This is a genomic window from Sphingomonas sp. (assembly GCF_019746665.1).
GTDB lineage: Bacteria > Pseudomonadota > Alphaproteobacteria > Sphingomonadales > Sphingomonadaceae > Sphingomonas.
In genome coordinates, this window is sequence record NZ_JAIERS010000012.1 from 75,058 (window position 1) to 97,362 (window position 22,305).

The following is a 22,305-nucleotide window of genomic DNA, read 5'->3' on the forward strand; positions in this document are numbered from 1 at the left end:
GCGACCGGCGATGCAACGAACGCCGATCTTCCTCATCCTCGCCGGGGCGACGGTGCTGGGGTTCGCCGGCACCGATTTGGTGCTGCCGGCCGTGCCGCTGCTGCCCCGTGCGATGGGGGGAAGCGTCGAGCAGGCACAATATGTGCTCGCAAGCTTCACCGGCGGCATGGCGGTGGGGTTGCTGTTGTTTGGCGCGCTTAGCGGACGCGCTTCCGAAAGGACGCTGATCACCGCCTCGCTCGCGGCCTATGCCTTGCTGTCGCTGCTGTGCGCGGCGAGCCCGTCGCTGCCGGTGCTGATCGCGCTTCGCTTCGGGCAGGGTGTCGCTTCGGCGGCGGCGGGGGTGTTCGCGCCGGGAATCGTGCGGCGGCTTTATGGGGCACAGGCGGTGACGGCGCTCGGTGCGATCGGCGCGATCGAGTCGCTTGCGCCCGCGCTGGCGCCGGTCGCGGGCTGGGCGCTTCTGGGGCTTGGCGGCTGGCGGGTGAGCTTTTGGGTGATCGCGGCGCTGGCGTTGCTGCTCGCCGCCGCCGCGAGCGGCTCGTCTGGATGGCCCCCGGCGCCGGCCGCGACCCGTGGCAGCTATGCGCGCCTGCTGGTTCAGCCAGCCTTCGCGCGGCAGGCGCTGGCGCACGCCGCGACGGTGGCCGCGCTGCTCGTGTTCGTGTTCGGCGCGCCAGTGGTGTTTACCCGGGTGCTTGGCGCAACGATCGGGGCGTTCATCGCGATGCAAATGGCGGGTGTCGCGCTATTCATCCTGGCGTCGCTCTTGGCAGGCCGGCTCGCGCGGTGGCTCGGGACCGGGCGGCTGATCGCGCTCGGCGCCGTGCTCGCGCTCGCCGGCGGGTTAGGGTTGCTTGGTTACGCGCTGGCGGGCGGACGTGACATCGTGGCGGTGAGCGCGATCTTCTTCTTGTTGAACCTCGGGCTCGGCCTGCGCGGGCCGGCTGGGTTTAACGCCGCGCTGATCGCCGCGAAGGGAGACGAGGCGCGGGGGGCGGCGCTGATCGTGGTGGCGATGCTCGCGCTGCCGGCGGCGGGGACGGCGCTGGTCGCGCCCTTCATTTTACATGGCCTGCTTCCGATCGCGGGTGCGACCGCGCTGCTGGCGACGATCGCCGCCGCCGCGACCTTCACGGGGCCCAAGTAACGCCTCACGACTTGCGCCCGCGCCGCCAATGGCGCATGGCGCGCCACGTCGGGGAGTAGCGCAGCCTGGTAGCGCATCTGCTTTGGGAGCAGAGGGTCGCAGGTTCGAATCCTGTCTCCCCGACCAAAACCTCGTCCTTGCCCGCGCGTGGCGTGCTGCCTCAGGCCCGGCGCGGCATCTTGAAGGGCAGCATCCACTGCACCGCCGGGGCGCAGAAGCGCGGCATCGACAGGCTCTCATGCACCGCGCAAGCATCTTCGCCATACAGCCGGGTGCGGAGTTGCGAGCGGGCGTAGAAGGGGGCGTCGACCCACGTGCGCTCTACCTGCGGCCACGCGTCGGCATCGGCGCGGGTGAGGCGTTCGAGCTGCCAGAAGCTGCGCGGCAACGTTCGACGCGGGGGCAGGGGCATGTCCTCCCAGCGACCTTGGCGGTCCATCCGCAGCGCGAGCTCGAACGGCTCGCCGCCAGCGCGCGTGCCTTCGTAGAGCACCGCGACATCACGCCGCAGATGCGCGCGCGACCAGTGCCAGTCGCGAAAGCCCGCCTCGAGCGGTTCCTCGCCGAAATTCGAGTCGAGATAGCCGCTCCCGCGCCAGCTGAGTGTGGGGTGCGCGAGCGCCACCTGCACCCGCGCGCGCGGCGCGATCGGGTGCCAACGGTGCCGACCGGCGGGATCGAGGTGAAAGCCCGTCTCGCCCACCCATTCGGGGCGCACGCACACCACGCCCTGGATCGGTAGCGGCACCGGCGCGCATGTCTCGTCGATGTGGATGACGAGCGCGTCCCCGTCCCAGCGCAGGCTGCTCGGGCCGATGCTGAGGTGGCGCGCATCGCGTCGCAGCGCGCCCGCGCCGCGCTCGGTCATCGCCCAGCTATTGGCATAGGGGCCAGTCAGGACGACGTTGAGCGCGCAGTGATCCTCAGGCGCGGGGCGGCCGCTCGCCTTGTAATACGGCGAGAAGACGCTGCCGATGAAGGCGATGATGGTCAGCCCGAAGCGGCCGTCGTCGCTTGTCGCGTCGAGATACCACCAGGCATAGCCACCGGGTGCAACCGCGCCGTCGAAGCGCGGTCCGCAAGCAGGGTAGCGCAGGCTAGCCGGCCGCTCAGCGCCGCCATCGGCACGCCCGGCCCCGGATGGGTCGCGCCCCCCGCGAGATAGAGCCCCGGGATAGGCGTGCGTGCCCCCGGGCGGCGGAAGGCTGCCGCCGATCCGTGCGAGGCCCGTCCATAAAGGGCCCCACCCGTCGAGGGGAACAGCGTCTCGAACCCCTCCGGCGTAGTGAGCACGGTCGCCTCGGGCGGCAAGTCCAGGTTCAGCCCCGACCGTGCGAGGCAGGCGATCATTCGCGCTTGGCATTGCTCGATCTCCCATGGGCTGAGCGCGCGGGCATCGCCGCGCGCCGGGGCATTGACCAGGATTTGCAGGCGTTCCGGCCCACCGGGCGCGGCACCGCCGTCGCTCGCACGGTCGGCGGCGCAGATATAGATGGTGGGGTCGGCGGGAACCTGCCCGGCGCCAAGCGCACGGAATTCCGCGGCATAATCGCCCGAGAAAAACACGTTGTGATGGGCGAGCGGGAAGCCGACGGTGGTGCTGTGAGTCGTCCAAACCATCGCCGACAGTGAGCGGAGGGGCGCCGGCATCGCGGGTGCTGCCTGGGTGACGCCCGGGCCAAACCGGCCAGCGGCGAGCGCGGCGGGATCGGCGTTGCACACGATCCGTCGCGCCGATAGCCGCTCGCCGCTTGCCAGCACCACCCCCGCCACGCCTTGGCCATCGACGACGATCTCGCGCACGGGCGCGTCATAGCGCAGCACCGCGCCGTGCCGCTCGGCAAGTCCCGCGAGCGCGCGGGCGAGCGCCACCATGCCGCCGTCGATCAGCCACACCCCACTCGCTTCGACATGCGCGATCAGCAGCAGCGTCGCGGGTGCCTGCCAAGGATCGGCGCCGCAATAGGTGGCATAGCGCCCGAACAGCTGCCGCAGCCGCGGATCGGAGAAATAGTCGCCCAGCGCGCGCCACATCGATTGGAACGGCCGGCGGGAAAAAAGATCCGCGGCGTTGGCGCGGAGCATCGCCCAGGCCAGTCCGACCTGGCTGGGCTGCTCGGCCCAGATGAAGGGCTGTTCGAGCGCGGTGTAGAGCCGTTCCGCCTCGCGGCAGAAGCCGGCATAGCCGCGCGCGGCGGCGGCACCCGCGAACGCGCCAATCGCCGCCTCGCTCTGGGCGCGATCGGCGAACAGATCGAGCCGATCGTCTCCCCAGGCGTGGCGGGCGAGGACGGTCGCGGGGCGGAGTCGCACCGCATCGTCCAGCCGCGCGCCGCACGCATCGAAAATCGCCTCGAACACCGGGCGCATCGTGAACACCGTCGGCCCGCCATCGACTTGCGCGTCGCCACAGCGCAGCTGCCGCATCTTGCCGCCAGGGCCGGACGCCGCCTCCAGCAAGGTCACGCGCATCCCCTGCGCCGCGAGCAAGGCCGCGGCGCTCAGACCGCCGACCCCGGCGCCGATCACGATCACATCGTCGTGCTCGCTGGCCACGCTTTGCTCCTCGACCGATTGACGCCCGGGAAGCGCGCGTCCAGTCTGGTGGACATCATGCGACTGTCCAACAGTAAAGACAATAGCATCGCGCGCTGGGTCGGCTGGCGTAACAAGCTGCTCGCCGACCCCAGCGTGCAACGCGCGATGCTGCGCGTGCCCGGCTTGCGCTGGCTGGTGCAGGCGAAGGCGCGGACGATGTTCGATCGCGTCGCGGGCTTCACTTACTCGCAGATTCTGGCGGCGGCGATCGAGCTTGATCTGTTCGAGCGGCTGCGGGCCGCTCCAGCGAGCGCCGACTCGCTCGCCGCCGAATGGGGCATGGCGCCGGCCGCCGCCGAGCGCCTGTTGCGCGCGCTTGGCGCACTCAATCTGGTCGAACCGTTATGGGACGGTTGGGCACTCGCTCCGGATGGCGCCGCGCTGCTTGGCAATCCCGGGATCACCGCGATGATCGCCCACCACCGGCTGCTTTATGCCGATCTCGCCGATCCGGTCGCGCTGCTGCGGCGCGGGGGTGGGGGCGGGGCCTTGCAGGGCTTTTGGCATTACGCGCGTGATGCTGGCGCGGGGCCGGAAGGGGCGGTGAGCGATTATTCAAGGCTGATGGCCGCCTCGCAGCCATTGGTGGCCGAGCTTGTGATCCGCGCGTATCACTTCGGGCGTCACCGGGCGATGCTTGATGTTGGCGGCGGGGAAGGGGCGTTTGCCGCTTCGGTCGCGGGCGCGGTGCCCGGGCTGCGCATCGGGCTGTTCGATCTGCCCGAGGTTGGCAAGCGTGCCGCCGCCCGGCTGGCCGCAGCGGGCCTCGCTGAGCGCGTGCGGGTACATGGGGGCTCATTCCTCGCCGATCCGCTGCCCACGGGCTATGACCTGATCACGCTGGTGCGCGTGTTGCACGATCATGACGACACGCCCGCGCTCACGCTGCTGCGGGCCATCCGCGCCGCGCTTCCGCCCACCGGCCGGTTGGTGATCGCCGAACCGATGGCGGCCGCGCGGGGCGCCAAGCGCATGGGGGACGCTTATTTCGGGCTCTATCTGTGGGCGATGGGGTCGGGAAGACCGCGCCGTCCCGATGAAATTGGCGGATTGCTGAAGGCAGCGGGCTTCGCCGGCTGGCGGGCGCGCGACACCGCGCTGCCACTCAACGCGCAGCTGATAATTGCGCGCGCCGAATGAAATATGTCCAACTATATTGACAGTACGAGCGGTGTCGTTAGATTGACATGACTGAAGCAGCGTTCCCGCCCGGTACTTGGCGGCGAAGGAGCGATCATGCATTCGCTAGCCGTCATTCTTGCAGCCCCTCAACGCATCGAGCTACGGCCTTTGCCGCTGGCGCCGATCGCCGAGACCGATGTGCTGGTCGAAATCGCCTGGAGCGGAATCAGCACCGGCACCGAGAAGCTGTTGTGGTCTGGCGCGATGCCGCCTTTCCCCGGCATGGGCTACCCCCTCGTTCCCGGTTACGAATCTGTTGGCCAGATCGTCGAGGCGGGCGCGCGCGTGCGGGCCCGGGTGGGCGAATGGGTCTTCGTCCCCGGCGCCAATTGCTTCGAGGGCGCGCATGCGCTTTTCGGCGGTTCAGCCGAACGAGTGGTGCTGCCCTCGCCCCGCGCGCTGCGGATCGATCCCGCGATCGGCGAGCGGGGCGTGCTGCTCGCGCTCGCCGCCACCGCGCATCATGCGATTGCTGGCGGCCTCACGCCCGAGCTGATCATCGGCCACGGCATTCTCGGCCGGCTGATCGCACGGCTCACGATCGCGCTCGGCGCGCCGCCGCCGATGGTTTGGGAAACCAATCCGCAGCGCCGCGCAGGCGCCATGGGTTATGCGGTGATCGCGCCCGAACTCGACGGCCGGCACGATTATCGCACGATTTGCGATGCGAGCGGCGCGGGTGCGCAGCTCGATAGCTGGATCGCCCGCCTCGCGCGCGGCGGCGAGATCGTGCTCGCGGGCTTCTACGACAAGCTGGGCTTCGCTTATCCGGGCGCCTTCATGCGTGAGGCACGGCTGCGGATCGCGGCCGAATTCACCCGCGAGGATAGTCGCGCGGTGATCGCGCTGGTCGAGGCGGGCGCGCTCAGCCTCGACGGCTTGGTCAGTCACGTCCGCCCCGTAAGCGAGGCGCCGCAGGCTTATGCCGCCGCCTTTGAAGACCCGAGTTGCGTGAAAATGGTGCTTGATTGGAGGGCCGCCAAATGATGCTCGATGTAGGAGCCTTGCGTCACGAGGCTGGCCAGGAGCCCGAACCGGTGCCGACTGGCCCGGTCACCAAGGAAACGCAGATCATCGCCATTTATGGCAAGGGCGGCTCGGGCAAGTCGTTCGCGCTGGCCAACCTCAGCTACATGATGGCGCAGCAGGGCAAGCGCGTGTTGCTGATCGGTTGCGACCCCAAGAGCGACACGACCAGCCTGCTCTTTGGTGGCAAAGCGACACCTACGATCATCGAAACCAGCTCCAAGAGGAAGCTCGCCGGCGAGGAGCTGCGGATCGAGGATGTCTGCTTCCAGCGCGACGGCGTGTTCGCGATGGAGTTGGGCGGGCCGGAAGTCGGCCGCGGTTGCGGCGGGCGCGGCATCATCCACGGCTTCGAGACGCTGGAGAAATTGGGCTTCCATGAATGGGGGTTCGATTACGTCCTGCTCGATTTCCTGGGCGACGTGGTTTGTGGCGGCTTCGGCCTGCCGATCGCGCGCGACATGTGCCAGAAAGTGATCGTCGTCGGCTCGAACGATCTGCAGTCGCTCTATGTCGCCAACAATGTCTGCAAGGCGGTGGAATATTTCCGCAAGCTGGGCGGCAATGTCGGCGTCGCGGGCATCCTGATCAACAAGGATGACGGTACCGGCGAGGCACACGCCTTCGCCGAGGCCGCCGGCATTCCGGTGCTCGCCGCGATCCCGGCGCATGAGGATATTCGGCGCAAATCGGCCAATTACCAGATCATCGGCAAGCCGGGCGGCGAGTGGGCGCCGCTGTTCGAGCAGCTCGCGATCAACGTTGCCGCCGCGCCCCCGGTGCGCCCGACGCCGCTGGAAGGCGACGCTTTGCTCGGCCTGTTCAAGCCCGAGGATACCGGCGGCAATGTTACGCTGATCCCCGCGAGCCAGGCCGACATGCGCGGCGCCGATTATGTTCCCAAGCCCAGCCTCGAGGTGATCTATGACACCGTCTGAGGCCAAATCCCAACAAGGGGGAGAAGGTGCCCCCCGCAGCGCCGATCGCCTGACGCTCGCCCCATCCGCAGAGGGTGGTTGCGCTTCCAAGGACACTTTGCGTGCCGCCGCGATCGACGCCGGCAAGGCGGGCGTGCTCGATCGCTATGCGGCGGATTATCCGCAAGGGCCGCACGATCAGCCGCAATCGATGTGCCCGGCGTTCGGCTCGCTGCGCGTGGGCCTCAGGATGCGGCGCACCGCGAGCATCCTCTCGGGCTCCGCCTGCTGCGTCTATGGGTTGACGTTCACGAGCCATTTCTACGGCGCGCGACGCACGGTCGGCTATGTGCCGTTCAATTCGGAGACGCTCGTCACCGGCAAGCTGTTCGAGGACATCAAGGAGGCGGTCGAGCAGACCGCCGACCCCGCGCTGTACGACGCGATCGTGGTGACGAACCTGTGCGTTCCCACCGCTTCGGGCGTGCCGCTGCAATTGCTGCCCAAGGCGATCAACGGCGTGCGGATCATCGGCATCGACGTGCCCGGATTCGGGGTGCCGACCCATGCCGAGGCGAAGGATGTGCTGGCGGGCGCGATGCTCGCTTATGCGGCGAACGAGGCCGAAGCCGGCCCGGTCGCCGCGCCCAAGGAACGATCGGACCGGCCGACGGTGACTCTCCTGGGGGAGATGTTCCCGGCCGACCCACCGGGTATCGGCTTGATGCTGGAACCCCTGGGCCTCGCGGCCGGCCCGGTCGTCCCGACACGCGAGTGGCGCGAGTTGTACGCGGCGCTCGAGGGCGGCGTCGTCGCGGCGATCCATCCCTTCTACACCGCGAGCATCCGCGTGTTCGAAGGCGCGGGGCGGCGCATCGTCGGATCGGCGCCGGTCGGGCGCGATGGCACGGCGGCATGGCTCGATGCGATCGGCGCCGCCTATGGCGTAGCCCAGGCCAAGGTCGATGCTGCGAAAAACCGCTTCCTGCCTGCGATCGCCGGTGCGCTGGCCGCGCGGCCGGTGGCGGGGCGGATCACCGTCTCGGGCTATGAGGGCAGCGAACTGCTCGTCGCGCGGCTGCTGATCGAAAGCGGCGCCGAAGTGCCCTATGTCGGCACCGCCTGCCCGCGCACACCGTGGAGCGAAGCCGATCGCGAATGGCTCGAGGCGCATGGGGCGCGGGTGCAGTATCGCGCAAGCCTGGAGCAGGATATCGCCGCGGTCGAGGAATTCGGCCCCGATCTCGCCATCGGCACCACGCCCGTGGTGCAGCACGCCAAGAGCAAGGGTATCCCCGCGCTCTATTTCACCAACCTCATCTCGGCGCGCCCGTTGATGGGGCCGGCTGGGGCGGGAAGCCTGGCGCTCGTGGTGAACGCAGCGATGGCGAACCAGGCGCGCTTCGATGCCATGCGCGATTTCTTCGAGGGCGTTGGCCGCGCCGACACCGCCGGGCTGTGGCAGGGCACGCCGGTGCTCCATCCCGAATTCAAGGCCAAGTTCGCCGCCAAGCGGATCGCCGCGGCCAAGGCGCAGGAGGCGGTCGGTGTTTAACGCGATCGCCCTTCCGACCCACGGGGAGTACGGCCCATGCTGATCCTCGATCACGATCGCGCCGGCGGCTATTGGGGCGCGGTTTACGCCTTTACCGCCATCAAGGGCCTACAGGTGATCATCGACGGTCCGGTGGGGTGTGAGAATCTGCCCGTCACCTCGGTGCTGCATTACACCGACGCCTTGCCGCCGCATGAGCTGCCGATCACCGTCACCGGCCTGTCCGAACAGGAGCTGGGGCGCGACGGCACCGAGGGCGCGATGCGCCGCGCTTGGAAGAGCCTCGACCCCGATCTGCCCGCGGTGGTGGTGACCGGCTCGATCGCCGAGATGATCGGTGGCGGGGTGACGCCAGAGGGCACCAACATCCAGCGCTTCCTGCCACGCACGATCGACGAGGATCAGTGGCAATCGGCCGACCGCGCGCTCAGCTGGCTGTGGACCCAGTTCGGGCCGAAGGCCGTGCCGCCGGTGCGCCGCAAGCCAGGCGCTAAGCCTCGCGTCAACATCATCGGCGCGATCTATGGCAGCTTCAACCAGCCAAGCGACATGGCTGAAATCCGTCGCCTGATCGAGGGCATCGGCGCCGAGGTGAACCTGGTGTTCCCAATGGGCGCGCACCTCGCCGACATCCGCCAGCTGGCTGATGCAGAGGCGAATGTGTGCCTCTACCGCGAATTCGGGCGGGCCTTGTGCGAGGTGCTGGAGCGGCCCTATCTCCAGGCGCCGATCGGGCTCAACTCGACCACGGCTTTCCTGCGCACGCTCGGCGAGCTGCTCGGACTCGATCCCGAACCCTTCATCGAGCGCGAGAAGCACACCACGATCAAACCGCTATGGGATTTGTGGCGCTCGGTGACGCAGGATTTCTTCGGCACTGCGAGCTTCGGCATCGTCGCGACCGAAACTTACGCGCGAGGAGTGCGGGGATTTCTGGAGGACGATCTTGGCCTGCCGTGCCACTTCGCCTTCCAGCGCTCGGCGGGGGTGAAGCCTGATAACGCCGCGGTACGCGCCGCGATCAAGGCCAATCCGCCGCTGGTACTGTTCGGTTCGTATAACGAACGCATGTATCTGGCCGAAGCGGGGGGCCGCGGAATCTACGTCCCCGCGAGCTTCCCGGGCGCGATCATCCGCCGCCACACCGGCACACCGTTCATGGGCTATGCCGGCGCGACCTACCTGGTGCAGGAGGTGTGCAACGCGCTGTTCGACGCGCTGTTCAACATCCTGCCGCTCGCCACCCAGCTCGACGCTGTCGAGGCGACGCCGGCGCGCGAGGCACCGATCGCGTGGGACGATGCCGCCAAGGCCGCGCTCGACGCCCGGATCGAGGCGGAGCCGGTGCTGGTCCGCATCTCTGCCGCCAAACGCCTGCGCGACGCCGCCGAGGCCGCCGCGCGGCGCGCCGGGGAAAGCCGCGTCTCACCGCAGCGGCTCGACGCGCTACTCGCCGAGGCGGTGCCATGAGCCGCCGCACGCCATTCGCCGCTTCGCGCGGCACCACCATCCTCCGGGGCGCTTCCCCCGGCGGATCCGTCGGGGGACGCGAGCCGCGCGCCCCAACTCGCCGGCACGACTCAGAAGGAAGGAGCTTTTATGACTGACGATCGCATGGGGCCGGGGACCTATATGACCCCGGACGAGGCCAAGGAGTTCCACAAACTCTTTGTCACCTCGACCGCGTTTTTCGTGTTCGTTGCGTGCGTTGCCCATTTCCTGGTGTGGGAATGGCGCCCCTGGTTCCCGGGCACCGCGCCGTACAAGGCCGGCCTGACCGCGACCGCGCCGCTCCACGTCACTGGCAAAGCCTGAGGAGGAACGATCATGTGGAGAATGTGGGTCACTTTTGATGGCCGCCGCATCCTGACGGTGCTGGCGATCTTCCTGTTTTCGCTTGCGATTCTCATCCATTTCATCTTGCTTAGCACCAATCGCTACAACTGGCTCGATGGGCCGCACACCGAGGCGGCAGTCGCCGCCCCGGCGGCTGCTGCTCCGCCCGCGCAGTAAAGCAAGACCGGCTGAGTATCGTGTCGCGGGCGTAGCGCGGCAACGCGGGCGAGGGTGGTGGCGCGTGTGCCTCGCGCACCCGGCGGCCACCCCTTCGCCCCACCGTCCACCGCGTGACGCCACAACCTCCTGCCGCCCCCTGGGCGTGCGGGTGAGGGAGCTTGATCCATGGCACTGTTGAGTTATGAACGGAAGTACCGAGTAAGGGGCGGCACGCTCGTCGGCGGCGATCTGTTCGATTACTGGATCGGGCCCTTTTATGTCGGTTTCTTCGGCATCACCACGATCCTGTTCGCTGGCATCGGCACCGCGCTGATCCTGTACGGCGCGAGCCAAGGCCCGACCTGGAACCCCTGGCTAATCTCGATCGCGCCGCCCGACCTGAAATATGGCCTGGGCCTGGCCCCGCTGCTCCATGGTGGTCTGTGGCAGATCATTACGATCTGCGCGATCGGTGCCTTTTGTTCCTGGGCGCTGCGCGAGGTGGAAATCTGTCGCAAATTGGGCATGGGCTATCATGTCCCGGTCGCCTTTGGCTTCGCGATCTTCGCCTATGTGACGCTGGTTGTCTTCCGCCCGTTCCTGATGGGCGCGTGGCACTGGGGCTTCCCCTACGGCATCTGGAGCCATTTGGATTGGGTGTCGAACACCGGCTACCAATATCTGCACTTTCACTACAACCCGGCGCATATGCTGGCGGTGAGCTTCTTCTTCACCACCACTTTCGCCCTCGCGCTGCACGGGGCGCTGGTGCTGTCGGCGGTCAACCCGCTGCCCGGCGACGAAGTGAAGTCGCCCGAATATGAAGACGCGTTCTTCCGCGACACCATCGGCTATTCGATCGGCACCCTCGGCATTCACCGGCTGGGGCTATTGCTGGCGCTGAACGCCGGGTTCTGGAGCGCGGTGTGCATCATCATCTCCGGCCCCGTGTGGACACGCGGTTGGCCCGAATGGTGGACCTGGTGGCTCAATCTGCCGATCTGGCACTGAGGGGGAGGGAGCGATGGCGACCTATCAGAATATCTTCACCCAAGTGCAGATCCGCGGGCCGGCCGAATATGGCCCGCCGGCCCTGGACGGCAGCGATCCGCGGATCGGCAAGCCCTTCTACAATCACTGGATCGGCAAGCTCGGCAACGCGCAGATCGGCCCGATCTTCCTCGGTTATCTCGGCTCGATCGCGCTCGTCTTCGGCACGCTCGCCTTCGTGATCATCGGGCTCAACATGTGGGCGAGCGTCAACTGGAACCCGATCCAGTTCGTCCGCCAGCTCTTCTGGCTCGCGCTGGAACCACCGCCGCCGCAATATGGCTTGCGCGTATTGCCGCCGCTACAGGAAGGCGGCTGGTGGCTGATCGCCGGCTTCTTCCTGACGACCTCGATCATCCTGTGGTGGGTACGCACTTATCTCCGCGCCCGGGCGCTGAAGATGGGCACGCACGTCGCCTGGGCGTTCGCAAGCGCGATCTGGCTGTACCTGGTGCTGGGCTTCATCCGCCCGATCCTGATGGGCAGCTGGTCGGAGGCGGTGCCGTTCGGGATTTTCCCGCACCTCGATTGGACCGCGGCTTTCTCGATCCGCTACGGGAATTTGTTCTACAATCCCTTCCACGCGCTCTCGATCGTGTTCCTCTACGGCTCGACGCTGCTCTTCGCGATGCATGGCGCGACGATCCTAGCGGTCGGCCGCTATGGCGGTGAGCGCGAGATCGAGCAGATCGTCGATCGCGGCACCGCGACCGAACGCGCCGCCTTGTTCTGGCGTTGGACGATGGGCTTCAACGCGACGATGGAATCGATCCACCGTTGGGCGTGGTGGTTCGCGGTGCTGACGACGCTGACCGGCGGGATCGGCATCCTCATCACCGGTACGCTGGTCGACAACTGGTTCCTTTGGGCCCAGCAACACGGCTATGCTCCGGCCTATCCAAGTACGGGCGTGATCGATCCAGCCACTTTGCCGGGAGCCCCGAAATGAGCGTTGCTCGCTATCTTGTCCCGCTCACCGTCGGCGCGCTGTCGCTGGCCTTGAGCGGCTGCGAATTCGGCCCCAAACTTGTCTCGCAGAACGGCTATCGCGGCACCGGGCTCGATCAGGTGACGACGGTCAAGCGCCGCGCGCCGCAGCCTGTGCCGCCGCCGCCCTATGAGCTGCCGCCCGCGGACGGCCAGCGCGCGAGCGAGGTCTATCAGAATGTGAAGGTGCTCGGGAACATCTCGGCCGAGCGGTTCAACTATCTGATGCTCGCGATCAACACCTGGGTCGCGCCGCAGGAAGGCGCCGATCCCAACAATGTCGGCTGCAACTACTGCCACAACCCCAATAATCTCGCCTCCGACGAGAAATACACCAAGATCGTCGCGCGGCGCATGATCCAGATGACGCAGGCGATCAATTCCAAGTGGTCCGCCCACGTCAAGCAGACGGGCGTCACCTGCTATACCTGCCACCGTGGCAATGCCGTGCCGCGCTATGTCTGGTCGATGGCCGACGCGGCGGGCGCCCAGCCGGCGAGCACGCGGCTGATGGGATATAAGCACGGCCAGGACACGCCGGCGGCGACGCCCGCTTATGCCTCGTTGCCTTATGATCCCTTCACGCCCTATCTGCGCGGCGCGAGCAACATCCGCGTCCAGGGGCGCCAGCCGCTGCCCAGTGATACGTCACACGCCTCGATCGCGCGAACCGAGCTGACCTATGGCCTGATGATGCATATGTCCTCGGCGCTCGGCGTCAACTGCACCTTCTGTCACAACAGCCGGGCCTGGTCGGACTGGTCGCAAAGCAGCCCCCAGCGCGTGACCGCCTGGTACGGCATCCGCATGGCGCGCGACGTGAACAACGAGTATATCAGCTCGCTCACCAGCGTCTTCCCGGACTATCGCAAGGGGCCGCATGGCGACGTCTACAAGGCCAATTGCCAGACCTGCCACCAGGGGCTCAACAAGCCGCTTGGCGGGGTAAGCATGTTGAAGAACTATCCGGACCTTGGCCCTCCGGCCGCCGCGCCGGTGGTCGCGCAAACCACGCCCGAGGCGCCGCCGCTCAAGACGGTGGGGGAGGCCGCGCAAGGCCAACCCGCCGGCACCGCCGCGACCCACGCGACGCGGTGAGGTGAGGGCGCCAGCCAGGTTCGTTCGTTCGGGCGCGTCGCGATGAGCGACGCGCCCGTTGCGTTCGAGCCGCCTGCCCGGCTGACGCTCGCCCTGCGCAGTCATCCCTTACGTGCCTCGCTTTCGGCCGAGATGCACGTTCGCCGGCTGCCGCGCTTCGCCTCGCCGGCGCGCGCGGTGCAGATCGTTACCTTGCTCGGCGAGACGGGCGAGGCGAGTTGGCGGCACGTCTGCGAACTGGCGGCGCGCGGCGGACTGACCATCGCCGAGCGTGCGAAATATGCCGTCGTCCCGCTCGACGACATGACCTTGGTATGGGAGCGGCACACCGAATTCGCGAGCTACACCCTGCTGCGCGAAGGCAGCTTCGACGTGCCCTTCGATCCCGGCATCTTCGATCCGGTCGGCGCCGAGGTGCTGGCCGGCATTCCAGGCGAAGTGATCCGCGCGACCCAAATCGCGATCGCGCCACGCGACAGGCCGCCACCCGCACAGGCGGTGCTCGACCGCTGGTTCGATCCCGGCGCGCTGGTGGTGTGTGACGTGGCCGGCGGTAAGGCGCGGCTGCTGTCGGACTTCAAGCTCCACGCCGATGGCTATGGCCGGCTGTTGATCCTTGATCAGGGGCTGGAGGGCGACGAGCCCTCGCAGCTTGTCACCCGCGTCCAGGAACTCGGCAATTACCGCAATATGGCGCTGCTCGGCCTGCCGCTCGCGCAGGCGACGACGCCCGAGGTCACCAAGCTCGAACACCGGCTCGCGGTGCTCACGCATGACGTGTCCGAACGGCGCAGCGAGGATGATGCGCTGCTCGACGAGCTGACCTTCCTTTCCGCCGAACTCGCCCGACTGGCGGCGGCGACGCGCTACCGGATGAGCGCGACCAAGGCTTATGCGCAATTGTCGCTCGAACGGCTTCACGCGCTCGACGTCGCCCCCGTGCCCGGCCACCAGACGCTGAGCGACTTCACCGAGCGCCGCCTGACGCCGGCGGTTCGCACCTGTGACAGCTTCTCCAACCGGATCGAGGATCTGCAGCGGCGGGCCGGCTGGACAAGTTCGCTGCTGCGCACCCGTATCGACATCGCGCTCGCCAAACAGAACCGCGATCTGCTGGGCTCGATGGACCGCCGCACCAAGCTGCAATTACGCTTGCAGCAGACGGTGGAAGGCCTCTCGGTGGTGGCGATCAGCTATTACGCGGTCGCGCTGCTCGCCTATCCGATCAAGGCTCTGCCGGGCATCAATCACGAGCTGGCGATCGCGGTGTCGGTACCGGCCGTATTGCTGACAGTTGCCGCCCTGGTGGGCCGAATGCGGCGGCACCTGAGCGAATAGCGCCGCCCCGCTTATGCTGACTGCCGGCAAGCTTCGTGCTGGCGAGGGTGCCCGAAATTTGCTAGTCTTTTGCGCTTGATCCGGCGTGGGTACAGCGTTTCTTTGCGATTGCGCCACCGTTTAATCCTATCAATTGTCAAGGACAGGCAGGGATTTAGCCGGTAACCAATGGCTGATGTCGACCATGCCCAAGAGCAAGGGGTGAGCCCCTTGCAAAACCATCGCCAGGCAAGCGCCCCGGCGTCGCGTGGCATGGCGGAGGCACCGCTGGTTTTCCTGCGCGAAGGCGGCGCGATGGGCGCGTTGATCCGCGCGCATGATTGGGCGGCGACCCCGCTCGGGCGGCCCGAGCAATGGCCGCAAAGCTTGCGCACGGCGGTGCGGCTGATGCTCAGCACCAACCACCCGATGTTCATCTTCTGGGGTGAGCACAGCATCTGCCTATACAATGACGGTTACAGCGCCTCGCTGGGGCCGGAGAAGCATCCGGCGATCCTCGGGCGGCCGGGCGTCGTGGCCTGGCCCGAAATCTGGCAGCTGATCGGTCCGCAGATCGAGTTGGTGATGGCCGGCCGCGGCGCTACCTGGCACCGCGATCATCTGGTGCCGATCGTGCGACACGGCGCGCTGGACGAAGCCTATTGGACCTATAGCTACAGCCCGATCGACGATGAAACCGCCGAAAACGGTGTCGGCGGGGTGATGGTGATCTGCACCGAGACCACCGATCGCGTGCTCGCCGATCGCCGCCACCAATTCCTGGCCGAACTGTCGGACAGACTGCGTGCGCTGCTCGAGCCCGCGCAGGTTTTGGCGGCGGCCGCCGAGGCGTTGGGAACCCATCTGGACGCAAGCAGCGTCGGCTATGCCGAGGTCGATGCGACCGGCCTTACCGCGACGGTTGAGCGCGACTGGGTGGGGCTGGGCGGCGCGGCGGTGGTGGGCACGCACCGCCTGGACGATTTCGGCTCCGCCTTGATGCAGGAATTGCGGCGCGGCAACCCGATCATGGTGAGTGACGTCGCGCGCGATGCTCGCCTGCCGCCTGCGACGCTTCCCGCTTATGCCGCGCTCGGCGTTGGCGCGATGATCCTCGCACCGCTCGTTCAGGAAGAGCGGCTGCGCGGTATCCTGTTCGTCCACCATGCGCGCCCCCGCCTTTGGCGCCCTAGCGACGAACAGCTTGTGGTCGAAGTCGCCGCGCGCACTGCCGCCGCTCTCGCCAGCGCGCGTGCGCACCGTGCGCAGGTCGAGAATGAGCGGATGCTGCGCGCTATCGGCGACAGTTCCGGCCAGCTGATCTTCGCCAAGGACCGCGCGGGCCGGCTGCTTTACGCCAATGCCGCCACGCTCGCGGTGATCGGCCAGCCGATCGAGACGGTGCTTGGGCGTACCGATCTCGAATGGCATGGCGGCGACGAAGCGCGCGAGATCGTGGAGAATGATCGCCGGGTGCTGACCACCGGCGAGTCGCTCCGGGTCGAGGAACGCTTCACCACACCCGACGGCGCCGAACGCTTGTACGAGGGCATCAAGGCGCCGATGCGCGACGAGACCGGCGCGATCGTCGGCGTCGTCGGCGTGGCGAGCGACGTGACCGAACGCAACCGCCAGCAGCGCCATTTGCGGCTGATGGTCGATGAGCTCAACCACCGGGTGAAGAACACGCTCGCGATCGTTCAGAGCATCGCCCATCAGACCTTCCGCCACCTCGATCTGCCCACCGAGGCTCGGCGCGCCTTCGAGGAGCGACTGGCGGCGCTCGCCAACGCGCACTCGCTGTTGACGCGGGAAAGCTGGGAATCGGCCGAGCTGGCCGATGTCGCGACCGAAGCCTGCGCCGCCTATATGGGGCGCGACGGGCGGGTGCTGATCGAAGGACCAAGTCTGCGCATCACCCCCAAAACGGCCGTCACCATAGCGATGGCGCTGCATGAACTGTCGACCAACGCGGCCAAATATGGTGCCTTGTCGAACGAAGAGGGGCGGGTACGGCTCAGCTGGACGCTCGCCGGGCGGAGCGGCCCCAGGCTCCATCTGCGCTGGGAGGAACGCGGCGGGCCGGCGGTCGCGCGACCGACCCGGCGGGGGTTTGGCTCACGCATGATCGAACAGGCGCTCGCCGCCGAGCTACAGGGCGAGGTCCGCATGGCCTTCCTCCCCCAAGGCCTGGTGTGCGAGATCGACGCGCCTATCCCCGAAAAACCGGTGCGCTAACGTCTCGCGATCGTACCCGTCCCGCGCAAAGGGGGTAGGAGCGCAGCGCAGCTTTTGGCAAGCAAAGCATTTCTAGCCGTGCCATTCCGGCCGGTACCCGCTTAGCAGCCTGGCCCATGCACGATCTCGCCATTTTCTACGAACATCCCGCCTGGTTCACCCCGCTCTTCGCCGCGCTCGATGCGCGGGGGGTGGATTATGTCCGCATCGGGATCGACGGCCATCGGTTCGATCCCGCCGGCTCGCTGCCGCCGGCGCGGGTGGTGCTCAGCCGGCTCGCCATGTCGAGCTTCCTGCGCTCGCCCGATCACGCCATCTACTACAGCCACGCGCTGTTCGCCCATTGGCGGGCCAAGGGCGCGCGGGTGATCAATGGCGCCGATGCGCTCGCGGTCGATTCGAACAAGGCGCGGCAATTGGCGTTGATGGCGGCGCTGGGGCTGGCGGTGCCGGCGACGCGCGTCGTCCACCGCCCGATCGATACCGTGCCCGCCGCCGCGGAGCTGCGCTTCCCGATCGTCGTGAAGGCCAATGTCGGTGGGTCGGGCGCGGGGATCATGCGCTATGATAGCGCCGAGGAGCTGGCCGCGGCGGTCGCCGAGAATTTCCTGCCCAAGAGCATCGACGGCGTGCTGCTGGTGCAGGAATATGTCCCCGCCGAGCACGGCCGCATCACTCGGATCGAAACGCTCGCCGGCAAATATCTCTACGCGCTGGATATTTCCGGCGGTGGCGGGTTCGATCTTTGCCCGGCGGATGCCTGTCTCGCCGATGGCAAGCCGATCGAGATGGTGAAGGCCGATCCCGCGCCCGAGCTGATCGACGCGGCCGAACGCATCGCCCGCGCGGCGGGGCTCGACGTTGGCGGCATCGAGGTGATGATCGACGCGCGCGACGGTTCGGCACGCTTCTACGACATCAACGCGCTGTCGAACTTCGTCGCGCGCCCGCTCGACGTGCTGGGCTGGGACCCGCACGAAAAACTGGTCGACTATCTGGTCGGCGAAATCGCGAAGGTGAAGTGATGCGCTTTGGCTATTGGATGCCGGTGTTCGGCGGTTGGCTGCGGAACGTGCCCGATGAGGGGATGGAAGCGAGCTGGGCCTATACCAAGCGGCTGGCGCAGCGATCGGAGCAGATCGGCTATTCGCTGTCGCTGATCGCCGAACTCAACATGAACGACATCAAGGGGCCGGGCGCGCCGACGCTCGATGCCTGGTCAACGGCGGCGGCGCTGGCGGCGGTGACCGAGGAACTGGAGCTGATGGTCGCCGTCCGCCCCAATTTCCACCATCCGGCGCTGTTCGCCAAGGCGGCGGCGAATATCGACCAGATCGCCGGCGGCCGGCTCGCGCTCAACGTCGTGTCGAGCTGGTGGGCGGACGAAGCCAAGCGCTATGGCCTGCAATTCGACCAGCATGACGACCGCTACGCCCGCACCGGCGAGTGGCTGAAAATGGTCGAGGGGCTGTGGAGCGAAGCGGAATTCGACTTCCAGGGCCGCTATTATTCGGCGGAGCGCGCGATCTGCAGCCCCAAGCCGGTCAAGCACCCGACCATCTATGCCGGTGGCGAAAGCGAGGCGGCGAAGACGATGATCGCCAACCAGTGCGACGCCTATGTGATGCATGGCGATCCCGCCGACGCGATCCGCCCGAAGATCGCCAACATGGCCGAACGGCGCGAGGCCGCCGGCAAGCCGCCGATGCAATATGGCATGGCCGCCTATGCGATCGTTCGCGATAGCGAGGCTGAGGCCAAGCGCGAACTCGCCCGCATCACCGAGGTGAAGGAGCTGCCGGCGGGCTATGATAATTTCGATCAGTGGCTCTCGGGCACGCAGCTCGAACGCGAGATGAAGATCCAGGAATATGCGGTGTCCAACCGCGGCCTGCGCCCGAATCTCGTCGGCACGCCCGAGCAATTGCGCGAGCGGATCGAGGAATATGAGGATGCCGGGCTCGACCTGTTGCTGCTCCAGATGAGCCCGCAAGAGGAAGAGATGGAGCGTTTCGCGGCACAAGTGATCAAGGCGCCGGTCACGGCCTGATCTTTTCAGGCCGCGCGGCCGCTATTGGCGCGTCGCCCGGCGGAAGCGGCCGGGGCTGACGCCGACCATCCGCGTGAAGCTCGTTGTGAAATGTTTCTGGCTCGCGAAGCCGCAAGCCGTCGCGACCGCCTCGATCGGCAGGCCGCCGGTCGCGAGCATCTCACGCGCCCGGGCGATGCGGCGTTCGATCACGTAACGGTGCGGCGTCATGCCGGTCGATTGCTTGAACACCCGGCAGAAATGAAAGGGTGAGAGCCGCGCGACATTGGCGAGTGCGTCCAGCCCCAGTTCCTCGCCCAAATTCGCTTCGATAAACTCGAACAGCAACCGCAGGCGCCATTTGGGGAGCGTGATCCGGGCGGCTTCGCGGGCGAATATGCCAGGGTCGATCCGCGCCAGCGCTACAGCGATGGCTTGTGAAATGCTGTCGATCATCAGCCGCTGGGCCAAGCCGGGCGCGGCGATTTCGCGCTCCAGCATCGGGATCAGCGTCAGCAGCGTCTCGTCCGTGCTGTAGAGTACCGGGGCGGTTGCGCGTTGCTGGACGCCGGCCAGGTGCGCGTTCAGAAAATGACGCGGGAACATGAAGTTGGTGGATCGCGCGGCGGTGCCGAAGGTCATGCTGGTATCGCAGCCATGCGGGATGAACGTTACCCGCGTCGCGCGATTGGCGGCGAGCGCGAACTGCGTTCCCGCCACTTTGCCATGCGCCGGCACCCCGGCACCAACTGAAAGGAACAGCAGATCCTCGTCATCGGCATTGCGCTCGGCGGTGGTGATTTCGCCCTTGCCGTAGTTCAGTGTGCGATAGAGCAGGATCCCGGTCGCGGCGTCCGCATGCGCTTCTAGCCGCGGCGCAAGCGCATAGCGAACTGCGTCTACCGGCTCATAGCCCGTATGGCTTTGATATCCACCTTCCACCTTCAGCGCCTCCCTGCCCAACGGGACGGATACGCGAACAGCCCGAGTCCGAACGGCTCATGCCCATCATGCCGCAAAGATGTAGCGGTCGCAACAGGTGCCGACCAGCGGGCGGGCCGGATCGCCCCTCGAACCGGGCAGCCTAGGGCAGGTTCGCGCGGAGTTCGTCAATCCACACTCGCGCGCTCGCATCGCTCGGCGCGCGCCAGTCGCCGCGGGGGGACAGGGCGCCCGCGCTCGACACTTTCGGCCCGTTGGGGATCGCCGAGCGCTTGAACTGGCTGATCTCGAAGAAGCGGAACAGGAAGCGCTCCAAATGCCCCTTGATCTCGGCGAGATCATAAGCGGTGCGTGCCGCCGCCGGGAAGTCGCGCGGCCAGCGCCCCGCCTCGGCATCGCGCCAGGCGTGCCAGGCGAGGAACGCGATCTTCGACGGCGCGAACCCATGGCGCACGACATGGTGGAGGAAAAAGTCGTTGAGCGCATAGGGTCCGATCCGCGCCTCGGTCGATTGCAGCGCGCCGCCCGCGCCCGCCGGCACCAATTCGGGGCTGATCTCGGTGCCGAGAATCGCCTCGAGCACATGATCGGTCTCGGCGTCGAACTGGTCGGTCGCGATCGTCCAGCGAATGAGATGCTGGATCAGCGTCTTGGGGACGCCGGCATTGACCGCATAATGGCTCATCTGGTCGCCGACGCCATAGGTACACCAGCCGAGCGCGAGTTCGGACAGGTCGCCGGTGCCGATCACCAGCCCGTTGTGATGGTTCGCCAGGCGGAACAGATAATCGGTGCGCAGGCCCGCCTGCACATTCTCAAACGTCACGTCATACACCGGCTCGCCATTCGCGGCGGGGTGGCGCAGATCGTGGAGCATCTGCTGCGCCGCGGGGCGGATGTCGATCTCGTCGCCTGCTACCCGCATCGCGCGCATCAGCGCCCAGGCATTGGCCTTGGTACCCTCGCTCGTCGCGAAGCCGGGGAGGGTGTAGGCCAGGATATGCTCGCGCGGGCGTTCCAGCCGGTCCATCGCCTTGGCGCAGACGATCAGCGCATGGGTTGAATCGAGCCCGCCCGAAACCCCGATCACCAGCCGCTCCGCGCGCGCCGCCTCGACGCGCTTCACCAGACCCTCGACCTGGATGTTGAAGGCTTCGTAGCAATCGGCGTCGAGCTTCTCGGGGGTGTTGGGCACGAACGGGAAGCGGCGCTGGAGGCGGCGCAGGCCCTGATCGGCGAAATCGGGCTTGGCCTCGAACTCGACCCGGCGGAAGCGATATTCGGGATCGCCAGCCAGCCGCGCGGCGTCGTTGAAGGTGCCGTTACGCAGCCGCTCCTGCCGCAGCCGGCCGCAATCGACGTCGGCCATGACATAATCGAGCTCGCAGCGGAAGCGCGCACTCTCGGCGAGCAGCTCGCCCGCTTCGTAGATGAAGCTCTGCCCGTCCCAGGCGAGATCGGTGGTGCTCTCGCCCGGCCCGCTCGCGGCGAAGGCATAGGCGCAGATGGCGCGGGCACTTTGCGCCGCCGCCAGCAGCGCCCGCTCGCGCGCCTTGCCGATCACGATGTTGGAGGCGGAGAGGTTGCAGCAGATGAGTGCCCCGGCGAGCGCGCCTTCGGTGGAGGGTGGGGTGGGGGCCCAATAATCCTCGCAGATTTCGGCGTGGAAGATGAAGTGGGGCAGATCGGTCGCCGCGAAAATCAAATCGGGGCCGAACGGCACTTCTTGGCCGGCATAGGTGATGTTGAGGCCATCGAGGCCGGCGCCGCTCGCGAACCAGCGCTTTTCATAGAATTCGCGGTAATTGGGCAGGAAGACCTTCGGCACGACCCCCAAGATGCGCCCGCGCGCGATCGCGACCGCGCAATTGTAAAGCCGCCCCTGGCGCTCGATCGCCGCGCCGACAAGCAGGGTGGGGCGGCACTTCGCCGTCGCCGCCGCGAGCCGCGCGACCGCCGCCTCGCTCGCCCGCAGAACCGCCTGTTGCAGGTGCAGATCGTCGATCGCGTAGCTGGTGATGCTGAGCTCGGGGAAGACGATCAGGTCCACCCCCTCGCCATGCGCCGCCTGGACGATCGCGATATGCGCGGCGGCATTCGCCTCCGGATCGGCGACGCTCGCGCGCGGCGTGGCGGCGGCAACGCGGAGCAGTTCGTGGCGGTGGATGGAGAAGAAGGGATGCGGGCGCGGCTTGAGCATGGGTTGCGGTGTAGGGGGAAA

19 protein-coding genes and 1 tRNA gene are annotated in these 22,305 nt (G+C 67.3%); 16 read left to right on the top strand and 4 right to left on the bottom strand.

Annotated elements, in window-relative coordinates:
• The first annotated feature begins 10 nt into the window (after nt 1-10).
• Together K2X73_RS08685 and K2X73_RS08690 are read left to right on the top strand one after the other, a co-directional pair.
• Nucleotides 11-1,150, top strand: a complete 1,140-nt coding sequence (locus K2X73_RS08685) for an MFS transporter (protein WP_294110015.1) — start codon at nt 11-13, stop codon at nt 1,148-1,150.
• Between the two features lie 49 nt (nt 1,151-1,199).
• Nucleotides 1,200-1,276: transfer RNA gene (locus K2X73_RS08690), tRNA-Pro, on the top strand.
• 34 nt (nt 1,277-1,310) lie between these two features.
• Here the strand turns inward: K2X73_RS08690 and K2X73_RS08695 are convergent.
• Both K2X73_RS08695 and crtD read right to left on the bottom strand, forming a co-directional pair.
• Nucleotides 1,311-2,018: a hydratase gene (locus tag K2X73_RS08695; protein ID WP_294110017.1), complete on the bottom strand. Its 708-nt coding sequence runs from the start codon at nt 2,016-2,018 to the stop codon at nt 1,311-1,313.
• Nucleotides 2,019-2,140: 122 nt separating this feature from the next.
• Nucleotides 2,141-3,706, bottom strand: a complete 1,566-nt coding sequence (gene crtD, locus K2X73_RS08700; RefSeq protein ID WP_294110019.1) for a 1-hydroxycarotenoid 3,4-desaturase CrtD — start codon at nt 3,704-3,706, stop codon at nt 2,141-2,143.
• A gap of 57 nt (nt 3,707-3,763) precedes the next feature.
• Between crtD and K2X73_RS08705 the strand changes: the two genes are divergently transcribed.
• From K2X73_RS08705 to K2X73_RS08770, 14 genes are all read left to right on the top strand, one after another.
• Nucleotides 3,764-4,888, top strand: coding sequence for a methyltransferase (locus tag K2X73_RS08705; RefSeq protein ID WP_294110347.1), 1,125 nt, complete (start codon nt 3,764-3,766; stop codon nt 4,886-4,888).
• Between the two features lie 96 nt (nt 4,889-4,984).
• The gene (gene bchC / locus K2X73_RS08710) at nt 4,985-5,917 is read left to right on the top strand and encodes a chlorophyll synthesis pathway protein BchC (RefSeq protein ID WP_294110021.1); all 933 of its coding nucleotides are present in this window, start codon (nt 4,985-4,987) and stop codon (nt 5,915-5,917) included.
• Nucleotides 5,917-6,894 (top strand): chlorophyllide a reductase iron protein subunit X, encoded by a 978-nt coding sequence (locus tag K2X73_RS08715; protein ID WP_294110349.1) that lies wholly within the window; start codon nt 5,917-5,919, stop codon nt 6,892-6,894. The genes bchC and K2X73_RS08715 overlap by 1 nt, the downstream gene beginning before the upstream one ends.
• On the top strand, nt 6,881-8,428 hold the full coding sequence (bchY, locus tag K2X73_RS08720) for a chlorophyllide a reductase subunit Y (RefSeq protein ID WP_294110023.1): 1,548 nt from the start codon (nt 6,881-6,883) through the stop codon (nt 8,426-8,428). The genes K2X73_RS08715 and bchY overlap by 14 nt, the downstream gene beginning before the upstream one ends.
• A gap of 36 nt (nt 8,429-8,464) precedes the next feature.
• Nucleotides 8,465-9,898, top strand: a complete 1,434-nt coding sequence (gene bchZ, locus K2X73_RS08725; RefSeq protein WP_294110025.1) for a chlorophyllide a reductase subunit Z — start codon at nt 8,465-8,467, stop codon at nt 9,896-9,898.
• A 129-nt stretch (nt 9,899-10,027) separates the two neighbouring features.
• Nucleotides 10,028-10,243, top strand: a complete 216-nt coding sequence (gene pufB / locus K2X73_RS08730; RefSeq protein WP_294110027.1) for a light-harvesting antenna LH1, beta subunit — start codon at nt 10,028-10,030, stop codon at nt 10,241-10,243.
• Between the two features lie 12 nt (nt 10,244-10,255).
• Nucleotides 10,256-10,441, top strand: a complete 186-nt coding sequence (gene pufA, locus K2X73_RS08735) for a light-harvesting antenna LH1, alpha subunit (protein WP_294110029.1) — start codon at nt 10,256-10,258, stop codon at nt 10,439-10,441.
• Nucleotides 10,442-10,609: 168 nt separating this feature from the next.
• Entirely contained in the window at nt 10,610-11,434 is an 825-nt protein-coding gene (gene pufL / locus K2X73_RS08740; protein WP_294110031.1) for a photosynthetic reaction center subunit L, read from the top strand.
• 13 nt (nt 11,435-11,447) lie between these two features.
• Nucleotides 11,448-12,422, top strand: a complete 975-nt coding sequence (pufM, locus tag K2X73_RS08745; RefSeq protein WP_294110033.1) for a photosynthetic reaction center subunit M — start codon at nt 11,448-11,450, stop codon at nt 12,420-12,422.
• On the top strand, nt 12,419-13,558 hold the full coding sequence (gene pufC / locus K2X73_RS08750; RefSeq protein ID WP_294110034.1) for a photosynthetic reaction center cytochrome PufC: 1,140 nt from the start codon (nt 12,419-12,421) through the stop codon (nt 13,556-13,558). Before pufM ends, pufC begins: the two co-directional genes overlap by 4 nt.
• Nucleotides 13,559-13,600: 42 nt before the next feature.
• On the top strand, nt 13,601-14,896 hold the full coding sequence (locus K2X73_RS08755) for a DUF3422 domain-containing protein (protein WP_294110035.1): 1,296 nt from the start codon (nt 13,601-13,603) through the stop codon (nt 14,894-14,896).
• A 168-nt stretch (nt 14,897-15,064) separates the two neighbouring features.
• Nucleotides 15,065-17,113 carry an HWE histidine kinase domain-containing protein gene (locus K2X73_RS08760; RefSeq protein ID WP_294110037.1) on the top strand — a complete coding sequence of 683 codons (2,049 nt, stop codon included), beginning with the start codon at nt 15,065-15,067 and terminating at the stop codon, nt 17,111-17,113.
• Nucleotides 17,114-17,229: 116 nt separating this feature from the next.
• A complete protein-coding gene (locus K2X73_RS08765; protein WP_294110039.1) occupies nt 17,230-18,138 on the top strand; it encodes an alpha-L-glutamate ligase in 909 nt (302 codons plus the stop codon).
• A complete protein-coding gene (locus K2X73_RS08770) occupies nt 18,138-19,163 on the top strand; it encodes an LLM class flavin-dependent oxidoreductase (protein WP_294110041.1) in 1,026 nt (341 codons plus the stop codon). Before K2X73_RS08765 ends, K2X73_RS08770 begins: the two co-directional genes overlap by 1 nt.
• Before the next feature lie 21 nt (nt 19,164-19,184).
• Here K2X73_RS08770 and K2X73_RS08775 read toward each other — a convergent pair whose 3' ends face one another.
• Both K2X73_RS08775 and K2X73_RS08780 read right to left on the bottom strand, forming a co-directional pair.
• Nucleotides 19,185-20,084, bottom strand: coding sequence for an AraC family transcriptional regulator (locus tag K2X73_RS08775; RefSeq protein WP_294110042.1), 900 nt, complete (start codon nt 20,082-20,084; stop codon nt 19,185-19,187).
• Nucleotides 20,085-20,226: 142 nt separating this feature from the next.
• Nucleotides 20,227-22,284 carry an NAD(+) synthase gene (locus K2X73_RS08780; protein ID WP_294110043.1) on the bottom strand — a complete coding sequence of 686 codons (2,058 nt, stop codon included), beginning with the start codon at nt 22,282-22,284 and terminating at the stop codon, nt 20,227-20,229.
• Nucleotides 22,285-22,305 lie beyond the last annotated feature (21 nt).

Excerpts from the sequence above, each read along its gene's own strand:
- K2X73_RS08765 (WP_294110039.1), top strand. The coding sequence starts at position 17,230 with ATGCACGATCTCGCCATTTTCTACGAACATCCCGCCTGGTTCACCCCG.
- K2X73_RS08705 (WP_294110347.1), top strand. The coding sequence starts at position 3,764 with ATGCGACTGTCCAACAGTAAAGACAATAGCATCGCGCGCTGGGTCGGC.
- pufL (WP_294110031.1), top strand. The coding sequence starts at position 10,610 with ATGGCACTGTTGAGTTATGAACGGAAGTACCGAGTAAGGGGCGGCACG.
- bchZ (WP_294110025.1), top strand. The coding sequence starts at position 8,465 with ATGCTGATCCTCGATCACGATCGCGCCGGCGGCTATTGGGGCGCGGTT.
- K2X73_RS08755 (WP_294110035.1), top strand. The coding sequence starts at position 13,601 with ATGAGCGACGCGCCCGTTGCGTTCGAGCCGCCTGCCCGGCTGACGCTC.
- K2X73_RS08770 (WP_294110041.1), top strand. The coding sequence starts at position 18,138 with ATGCGCTTTGGCTATTGGATGCCGGTGTTCGGCGGTTGGCTGCGGAAC.
- K2X73_RS08695 (WP_294110017.1), bottom strand. The coding sequence starts at position 2,018 with ATGACCGAGCGCGGCGCGGGCGCGCTGCGACGCGATGCGCGCCACCTC.
- pufC (WP_294110034.1), top strand. The coding sequence starts at position 12,419 with ATGAGCGTTGCTCGCTATCTTGTCCCGCTCACCGTCGGCGCGCTGTCG.
- pufM (WP_294110033.1), top strand. The coding sequence starts at position 11,448 with ATGGCGACCTATCAGAATATCTTCACCCAAGTGCAGATCCGCGGGCCG.
- bchY (WP_294110023.1), top strand. The coding sequence starts at position 6,881 with ATGACACCGTCTGAGGCCAAATCCCAACAAGGGGGAGAAGGTGCCCCC.
- pufB (WP_294110027.1), top strand. The coding sequence starts at position 10,028 with ATGACTGACGATCGCATGGGGCCGGGGACCTATATGACCCCGGACGAG.
- bchC (WP_294110021.1), top strand. The coding sequence starts at position 4,985 with ATGCATTCGCTAGCCGTCATTCTTGCAGCCCCTCAACGCATCGAGCTA.
- pufA (WP_294110029.1), top strand. The coding sequence starts at position 10,256 with ATGTGGAGAATGTGGGTCACTTTTGATGGCCGCCGCATCCTGACGGTG.
- K2X73_RS08715 (WP_294110349.1), top strand. The coding sequence starts at position 5,917 with ATGCTCGATGTAGGAGCCTTGCGTCACGAGGCTGGCCAGGAGCCCGAA.
- K2X73_RS08760 (WP_294110037.1), top strand. The coding sequence starts at position 15,065 with ATGGCTGATGTCGACCATGCCCAAGAGCAAGGGGTGAGCCCCTTGCAA.
- K2X73_RS08780 (WP_294110043.1), bottom strand. The coding sequence starts at position 22,284 with ATGCTCAAGCCGCGCCCGCATCCCTTCTTCTCCATCCACCGCCACGAA.
- K2X73_RS08685 (WP_294110015.1), top strand. The coding sequence starts at position 11 with ATGCAACGAACGCCGATCTTCCTCATCCTCGCCGGGGCGACGGTGCTG.